Below are 7,158 nucleotides of genomic sequence, written 5' to 3' on the forward strand. Positions count from 1 at the left end.
CAGCGGGTGCATCAGGGAGTAGTTTTTTGGTTAGGGAATTCACCTGTTGCTTCCCCCGGTTTCTCAAATCCGTAACGAGCAAATTCAATCATTTCTGGCGGTAGCGGATCTAATTCACCATCTTGCGTTTCACCAATTACCTGCAAAGTCATACTAACTTCTACAAAGCAATCCTGCGGTGATGACTTTTCAACAGATTCAACAATACAGTAACCAAAGATCGAATCATGTTTGTCATTAGCGTTTTTGTTAAGGTTAACTTCCCACACCTTCAATTGTTTTTTCTTTTTAATCGCATCCATTGCTGCTTTTTGACCAGGATCACCACTTTCTCCATAAGCGGTAATTTCAAACGATTCACTGTTTTGTCCATAACCAACGATTCGGCCGAATTTCGTTTGTTCATCAACGATTTCATTTTCAATTGAATGCGACCCTTCTGTTTGGTTGCCAATCAATAAGCCTACTGTTCCTAACGCGGCATCAACTGGCTGAACTAAATAGATAATGTCTTTACCATTTAGCATACTTATCACTCCTTAAATGTTTTTAATTGAATAGCGCATACGCAATACGCCATGACGAATGCTTGGATCAATGTCATCAAACACTTGTAATCCCGTTCTCTCCACTTTTAATGTTTCGAACCCTGTCATATCCAACTTGTAAGAAAGAGCACTTAAACAAGCATCTAAAATGTCATACGCTTGTTTCTTTCCTGAATAATCGCTCCAAGCATGGATGGTCACACTAATTTCTTCACCAAATGTACTTTTTGTGTCTAACGGCAACACAGAGGGCTCGCCGATTACAACATATGGATACACTTGATTCTCTCCCGTAGCATCAAAAACGCCTGTCACCAAAAATAACAAGCGCTGATCTGTGCTCAATCGTTGATATATTGCTTTTTGCAGTTCCCATAAGGCTGTTTCATATGCCATAACATCACCCTAATTTTCTCATTTCAGTTTGAAAGTAGCGCCGCCCTATATCAACAGCAGGCCCCCAAAACTCTTGAGGTTTTTGACCTCTTGTATAAACAAAACGCCCAAGTTTATCGGACCAGTAAATCCAAGGAGTTTTACGCCCATCGCCACCAGTAGCATAAATACCAGTGCCGAACTCCACATAAATCGCATAGTGAGCCCCAACTGTTACCACAGCAGTTAAACCACCATTTGTGACTTCCGTTTCAATGGATTGCTTCAAGTTCCCATCATCTACAGGCGCCAATGCTTTAGCATTTGATTCAATAATCTTAGCTGTTTCAACAACAATGCGCTTGATTTCCTTTTCAACTGCTTGTCCATATCGATGAAGAGCGGCTGATAACCGTTTACTCCCGAACTTAATATTAGCCATTTGGGACCAACTTCAGTGATAGCCGCATAATTTCGTGTTGCCCACCTTGATCTTCTGGCCGACCAGCTACTTCATATGTTTCGCCATCATAATACATACGCATATCAGTGCGAATATCAGTACGATAAGGATAGTAAACATATCGATCGAGCGGGTTATTTAATTGCATAGCTTCATATCGCTCTTTACTTGTTGGTGTATCCACAAAGGCATTAAACGTGTCAAACTTGATGTATTCTTTAACGAATCCACCACCGCCATCAGACACTGACCTTAATTCCTTAAATGTGACGACATGTGGAAATTCATCGCAAGGCATGGAATTTCAACCTCCTATACGGCGCCAAGTACATGTACATACTCCCTGGGAACTCCAAATCATATGAATAAGAGACAGTTCCCATCGAGCGGCTTTTCAGGCCTGCTTTTTGACAGTTATGTTGTATTGCTTTCGCCATAAAAATACGAACACCGCCCGGGATGTCAGGCGGCGTAAACTTGTTATTACAATAGATTTCTAGGTGCTCAAGTAAAAGAGGGAGCATAGTACGGTAGTAGCCATCCTTTGCCGTTCCTTGCTCCCCATTAATCAATTTAATTTGCTCTATTTCATCTTGTGTAGGCTGCCACATATTTAACACCTACTTTCGTTATTCAATGACTCCAGCAGCTTGTAGTTCCTCTTGAGCCTTCTTTGTTACAGAAAAAGAGTCACCTTTTTTAAAGCGTTGCTTCCCATACTTCACGTTGCGGTTAAAAATAACTTTTACTTTCGATGTTTTTCCAGATTGTTTTTCGTTAGTTTCAGTAGATTCAGCCATGTTGATCCTCCTTAGTTAACCTTCGCAATGAAGATTTTATCAATATTTTCAAAGCTCGGAAGAACGATTTCAGAAACGATTGTATTCACATTCACTGGATGTGGCTCTTTGATCGTGGTTACAGCTACACCTGTATTAACAATTTGTACATCAGCATTCATGGATCCGGACATTAGATCGGATTCTTCCGGCGTTGTACCAAAGTACGTGCTTCCAAGCGTGCCGCTGCCTGGAATCAAAGTGAAGTAATCATCAGGAAAAAATTGTTTTGTTGTGCCATCCTCCGCGATGTATTTTTTATTGTAAATAGCAAATGTCACGCCTGTTTTCATTTCAAGATATTGCTTGAGCATGGATTCAGTCAAAATCACATTTTGTCCACCGACCGGATTCATATCTAGCTTGATTGATTTATTTTCCATCAAGTAATTGAACGTTTTACGTGTTAGGATGGCACGTGTTGGCTTCTCACCAGTATTATCCTCAACAATTTGCTGCCATTCCATAATGTCCTGTACAGGTGTTGAGTTTTGAGTGTCAGACCATTTAGCAGTATCAAGCAATTCCTCTTTATGATCTGCTTGCATTTTGTAATCGTATGTGTAATCTTGACGGTTAGCGACAATGTCGATTTTACCGCTTGAAAGTAATTGCATGCGCATACGCTCCGGTTGCACCATGGCACCGTCGATAAGTGTCATCTTGTCATTAAAAATCTTATTGATGACCGCTTTAATCATTGGTTCCGCATTGGAAGCGGCTAATGTGTTGAGTTGTTGACGATCCTTTTCGCCAACTCGCATTGCTTCGCGGAAGAATGGCATTTCTGTTTGAATTTCCTTAAATCCGATACGATCACGCAAGGTTGCTTTTGCATCAAATGCGGACGGCATTAATGCTACCGGAAGGCCGTTAGAGCCTTTAATCCAACTTAAATCCAGGCCTAACTGCTTCTTAGCAGGGAAAAGCGTTTCTCCTAAGTAAGGAATACGGTTTGAAACTTGTTCATTGTAGTAAGCTTTAATGTTTTTTGCTGATAATCGATCAAAAATGTTTGGCATTATTTATTCATCCTCTCTTATTTTAAAAATGTGACTTGCTTTAACGCCGCAGCCGCTTCCGCTGTTGGAGCTTCCGGAAGTTTGCTCAAGTCAACGAACCCGTGAATCAACATAGCAGCGGATGCTGGCCCATATGTTACGTCAGTATCTTCAAATAAGACACCTTCTGCTGTTGCACCATTGGCTTTCACTGCTTTTTTAGATTGATCGGCTAATACCCCACCACCAAGAATGGTGCCTGCTGGAACGATTTTTTTGCCTTCTTCATTTGCGGTAACACCTGTATCGTCTACTGTTACCGCAAGGTTGACGTAATGATCAGGGAACTTTAAAATTTCTTTTTTATTTGTGTAGGTTGTCTCTACAAATTTCACTTGTCATTCACTCCTTATCCGAAATAGTTTTCTTGAGCTTTAACCGCTTCAACTGCATTACTGTTAAACTCTTTTGCAAGGTCTTTACCGTATTGGCCTTCATCAGTACCACCGTTGCCACCGCCTGGATCACGACCATGTTCTTTGAATTTCTTTTCAACAGCTGCTTGTACTGCTTTTGTATATACTTCTTCAAGCTTTCCAAGGTTAGCAGTTGTAGACTCTTCATCGTCCGCTAAAAAGAAATCAACAATATCAGTCGGTAACCCTTTTTCAGTTGCCTGCTTAATCGCTACATTCATCAGCTTTTCGCGTTGAGCGGCTTTTTTCTGACTCTCTAGCTCTTTTTCAAGAGCGGCGATCCGCTTTTGCTCTTCGGTTTCTTGAGGATTACGTTTTGCTAATTCAGCTTCAACTAAAGATTCAAGGTTATTGGACTTCCATGTTTCAAGCGCCGTATTATGATGCTTGTCCTTTTCTGAATCCAAATCACTTTTTACTGCTGAATTTGCTGTCACTGCCGCTAATACGTCACCTTTCTCCAACGATTTAAAGATATGTTGAGTGAAAGCCGACTCGTCACCAGCTTCAACAAGTGCTTTTAATTCTTCAAAATTCACTTTCATGTTTTTTCCTCCTTGTCCTCCGCACGCTTAAGCCCGCGAAACACATAATAAATAAGCCTTTTATAACGTCATGCTTAGGACGTGTTTTTTCTTATCGTTCGCTTTCTCTCTTATTCAGCTAATTTTTCTTTCCACTCATCAAACGTCATGTATTTAAATGTGCGAGAAGGCGGCTGTATTTCCTTCTGTGCCTTTTTCAACGCTTGGGCATAGGTTAGACCTTCATCTTCCATGTACTTATCTATTCGAGTAGCTAGCTTCTTCTGATAATTGATATCCATATAGTCACGACCTCGGCGATATTCAGGTAGCATGCCATTCACCAACCAAAGCTTCACACAACGGCAATTAATGTCCATTGAAGCAACACCCCATAGATGCGGCCCCTTGGCTTTCATGCCCTTGTAATGGAAATAACCGTCCTTATCTGCTTTCTGACCATCTAAAATACGATGGGCTACCCTAACTCTTAAATCAAGACTAGAAGCCCAAATACTATCTATTTCAGCGTATTTTGCCGCTTTCTCCGCCGCTTCTTCACTCGCTACACTTCTAACTCTTCCAGCTTCAGTACGAGCCACAAGCATCGCTTTCTTTTTTGAAAAGTTTAAAGTTTTCTCTAACCGTTTTGCCATTGTCCCAAAACCTTCGCCCGCCATGAGCCCTTGTGCGATCTCAATGTTAATCTTTCGAATGATCTCGTTTCGATGCTGCTCAAATATTGAAGGTAATGTTAAAAATTCGATAGGATTAATAATTGCTTGTTGAATCATTTCGATTGTTGGAATCGTAAAGCCCATTTCCTCACCGCTAGCCATCTGAAACAAGAAAGCGAGCTTTAAATAATTCTCGACATATTGTGTTTGCATCGCTCGATCAACCTCTTTGATCAACTGTCGATAATCCTCGTTAAACATCTTTGCAATAACTTCCATTTCCTTCTGAAACCGATTGTACTTATTTAAATCAGTCCAGGAAGGTTCGCCACCTTTACCATACTTACGATACATTTGTGTGATCTGATAAAGGATTACTTTCAACCGTCTGGCAAACACTTCTTCAATGTCACTCTCTGTCTGAGCCAGTAGCTTGTCCAGTTGCTTGTGGATCTCCTGTTGGTTCATCGTTTAATTACACCATCTCCGCCGCATTTGCCACACTCGATTGTTTCGCCTGTTTTTTCGCTTATGACCGATCCGGAACCGCCACACTTTTCACATGCTTCACCGTTTTTATTTTGCTTTGTTGAATCAGCGGATTGCCCCTCTTTTTTTATATCCTCTTCCTCATTATCAAAATCAATAGAATCTAAAGGTTCTAATTGAGGACCATACAGTAAGGCATCATTCTGCATTTCTTCAAGTTCATATTCAACATCATCAACAAATGACAATAATCCCAATCGAGTACGCTCAGACACATACCCTTTTAATTGAGCGGTTGACTGCGCTTCATCCAAAATATTAGCTGGAAGATTTCGTTTAAATTGAAACCACACCTTCAAATAATCTTCTTTGTTATATCCCTTTCGCTTGGCCCATGCACTAAATAACACTTTGAATTGATAGCGTAGCGAAGAAGTAAATTTCCGCTCCATCATGACGCATTTGTTTTCTAGTGACATGATCTTGAGTTTCATTGCAATGCCGCTCGCATTTCCAGCAAATTCTTCATCAGCAAAGTTCACTGACTTCGCAAACCTCATAATGTTATCATCCAAGCGGTTCAAATGGTTCTCGATCATCGTGTCATTAATATCTTTCGTGAGGTATTTAACCTCATCGTGTTCACCTAACAATTCAAAGACACCAGATTTTTTGAGCTCTGCCATAGTCTCCTCATCTGCTCCCATTCCCTTAAGAATGAGATAAGCCAAACGGTACTGCTCGATCTCATTACTGGCATCGGATAATGTACGATCGTAGGCATCGATAAGCGCCAGCACTTTCTCTGCATCACCTTTTAACTCTTTATTGTTCGCCACGCCAAATAACGGATTGTAGTCAAATAAGTGAGGTTTCACATCATCCAACTCAAATCCGCCGTTTTCCTCTGAAAAGTAATAAATGTTTTTGTCATCGTAAAACTCAGCATATAGCACATTATTAAACTTGTAGTATCGCAAGGAATAGACAGGTTCGTGAATATCTTCACCAATCAGTATCGCTTCCCAAGGGTCAATGTTCTTGATTCGTTCATTGCCTTCCAGATCTATATACGCTAAGCGAGCGGCATATCCGCAAATAGCTGCCATCTTACCGAGCTCAGCATCATCGTCCTCCGCATTATTGCGGAGTAGGAAATTATCAAGCTCTTCTTTTAATTGTTTGTAGTTTTTGTCCACATCATAAGTGATTGGATGACCAAACATATAGCCGACCTTTGTATCAACGATATCGGCATCATAAGCGTTATTCAGAAGGTTGTTCACCTTGTCATCTAGACGCTTCACATTGTCACTATCAAAGTCAATCGCAGTAGCGGATCTCTTAAAAATAGCTGGCCCATCTTTATCCGCTTTATACCGCTCATACAGTTGTTTCATTCGATCATGATCTTCTCGGTGTGCTTGTATGATTTCTTGCACGATCTCTTTTGTCACACCTTCTTTTGCGATGCGCTTCTTAAATTTCAGCATACTTTCACCTACCCTGTTTTCCGTCTTTGTGGTTTTATATGCGTGTAAATGGCATAGCGTAAAGCATCTAACACGTCATCCCATTCCTTTATCGGCTCACCTGTTTTTGAATTCCACACATACATGAAAATCTCTTGTCGAAAACGATCCACCTTATCCTTAACAACTTTAAGTTTAGTATTCTTAAATAAACGAGCGACTTCCTCAATACCCGATACAACCGCTTTATCTGCATTGATTGCTCTAATCCTCTCTCGCCTGAAGCGAATGATA

The 7,158-nt window shown here is 40.7% G+C and carries 12 protein-coding genes; all 12 read right to left on the reverse strand.

The window, feature by feature from the left end:
• Positions 1-11: 11 nt before the first annotated feature.
• Positions 12-527: a phage major tail protein, TP901-1 family gene (locus IRB43_RS17395; protein ID WP_203364715.1), complete on the reverse strand. Its 516-nt coding sequence runs from the start codon at positions 525-527 to the stop codon at positions 12-14.
• A gap of 12 nt (positions 528-539) precedes the next feature.
• A complete protein-coding gene (locus IRB43_RS17400) occupies positions 540-944 on the reverse strand; it encodes a DUF3168 domain-containing protein (RefSeq protein ID WP_203364716.1) in 405 nt (134 codons plus the stop codon).
• Between the two features lie 4 nt (positions 945-948).
• Complete coding sequence (locus IRB43_RS17405) at positions 949-1,365, reverse strand: HK97-gp10 family putative phage morphogenesis protein (protein ID WP_203364717.1); 417 nt, start codon at positions 1,363-1,365, stop codon at positions 949-951.
• Complete coding sequence (locus IRB43_RS17410) at positions 1,358-1,684, reverse strand: phage head closure protein (RefSeq protein ID WP_203364718.1); 327 nt, start codon at positions 1,682-1,684, stop codon at positions 1,358-1,360. The genes IRB43_RS17405 and IRB43_RS17410 overlap by 8 nt, the downstream gene beginning before the upstream one ends.
• Positions 1,671-1,997 carry a head-tail connector protein gene (locus IRB43_RS17415; RefSeq protein WP_203364719.1) on the reverse strand — a complete coding sequence of 109 codons (327 nt, stop codon included), beginning with the start codon at positions 1,995-1,997 and terminating at the stop codon, positions 1,671-1,673. The genes IRB43_RS17410 and IRB43_RS17415 overlap by 14 nt, the downstream gene beginning before the upstream one ends.
• Positions 1,998-2,015: 18 nt before the next feature.
• A complete protein-coding gene (locus IRB43_RS17420) occupies positions 2,016-2,186 on the reverse strand; it encodes a DUF7210 family protein (RefSeq protein WP_203364720.1) in 171 nt (56 codons plus the stop codon).
• A gap of 11 nt (positions 2,187-2,197) precedes the next feature.
• Positions 2,198-3,247 carry a major capsid protein gene (locus tag IRB43_RS17425; protein ID WP_203364721.1) on the reverse strand — a complete coding sequence of 350 codons (1,050 nt, stop codon included), beginning with the start codon at positions 3,245-3,247 and terminating at the stop codon, positions 2,198-2,200.
• 17 nt (positions 3,248-3,264) lie between these two features.
• Positions 3,265-3,621 carry a hypothetical protein gene (locus IRB43_RS17430; RefSeq protein WP_203364722.1) on the reverse strand — a complete coding sequence of 119 codons (357 nt, stop codon included), beginning with the start codon at positions 3,619-3,621 and terminating at the stop codon, positions 3,265-3,267.
• Positions 3,622-3,635: 14 nt separating this feature from the next.
• Positions 3,636-4,247: a DUF4355 domain-containing protein gene (locus IRB43_RS17435; RefSeq protein WP_203364723.1), complete on the reverse strand. Its 612-nt coding sequence runs from the start codon at positions 4,245-4,247 to the stop codon at positions 3,636-3,638.
• Between the two features lie 110 nt (positions 4,248-4,357).
• On the reverse strand, positions 4,358-5,371 hold the full coding sequence (locus IRB43_RS17440) for a phage minor head protein (RefSeq protein WP_203364724.1): 1,014 nt from the start codon (positions 5,369-5,371) through the stop codon (positions 4,358-4,360).
• A complete protein-coding gene (locus IRB43_RS17445; protein ID WP_203364725.1) occupies positions 5,368-6,885 on the reverse strand; it encodes a phage portal protein in 1,518 nt (505 codons plus the stop codon). Before IRB43_RS17445 ends, IRB43_RS17440 begins: the two co-directional genes overlap by 4 nt.
• Before the next feature lie 8 nt (positions 6,886-6,893).
• Positions 6,894-7,158 (reverse strand): phage terminase large subunit family protein (locus tag IRB43_RS17450; protein WP_481748166.1); only part of this gene is annotated, 265 nt, incomplete at its 5' end.

Source organism: Bacillus sp. REN10, from assembly GCF_016820555.1.
Lineage (GTDB): Bacteria > Bacillota > Bacilli > Bacillales > Domibacillaceae > Bacillus_CE.

Coding starts and splice junctions, on each gene's coding strand:
- IRB43_RS17425 (WP_203364721.1), bottom strand. CDS start 3,247: ATGCCAAACATTTTTGATCGATTATCAGCAAAAAACATTAAAGCTTAC.
- IRB43_RS17420 (WP_203364720.1), bottom strand. CDS start 2,186: ATGGCTGAATCTACTGAAACTAACGAAAAACAATCTGGAAAAACATCG.
- IRB43_RS17440 (WP_203364724.1), bottom strand. CDS start 5,371: ATGAACCAACAGGAGATCCACAAGCAACTGGACAAGCTACTGGCTCAG.
- IRB43_RS17410 (WP_203364718.1), bottom strand. CDS start 1,684: ATGCCTTGCGATGAATTTCCACATGTCGTCACATTTAAGGAATTAAGG.
- IRB43_RS17400 (WP_203364716.1), bottom strand. CDS start 944: ATGGCATATGAAACAGCCTTATGGGAACTGCAAAAAGCAATATATCAA.
- IRB43_RS17395 (WP_203364715.1), bottom strand. CDS start 527: ATGCTAAATGGTAAAGACATTATCTATTTAGTTCAGCCAGTTGATGCC.
- IRB43_RS17435 (WP_203364723.1), bottom strand. CDS start 4,247: ATGAAAGTGAATTTTGAAGAATTAAAAGCACTTGTTGAAGCTGGTGAC.
- IRB43_RS17405 (WP_203364717.1), bottom strand. CDS start 1,365: ATGGCTAATATTAAGTTCGGGAGTAAACGGTTATCAGCCGCTCTTCAT.
- IRB43_RS17445 (WP_203364725.1), bottom strand. CDS start 6,885: ATGCTGAAATTTAAGAAGCGCATCGCAAAAGAAGGTGTGACAAAAGAG.
- IRB43_RS17415 (WP_203364719.1), bottom strand. CDS start 1,997: ATGTGGCAGCCTACACAAGATGAAATAGAGCAAATTAAATTGATTAAT.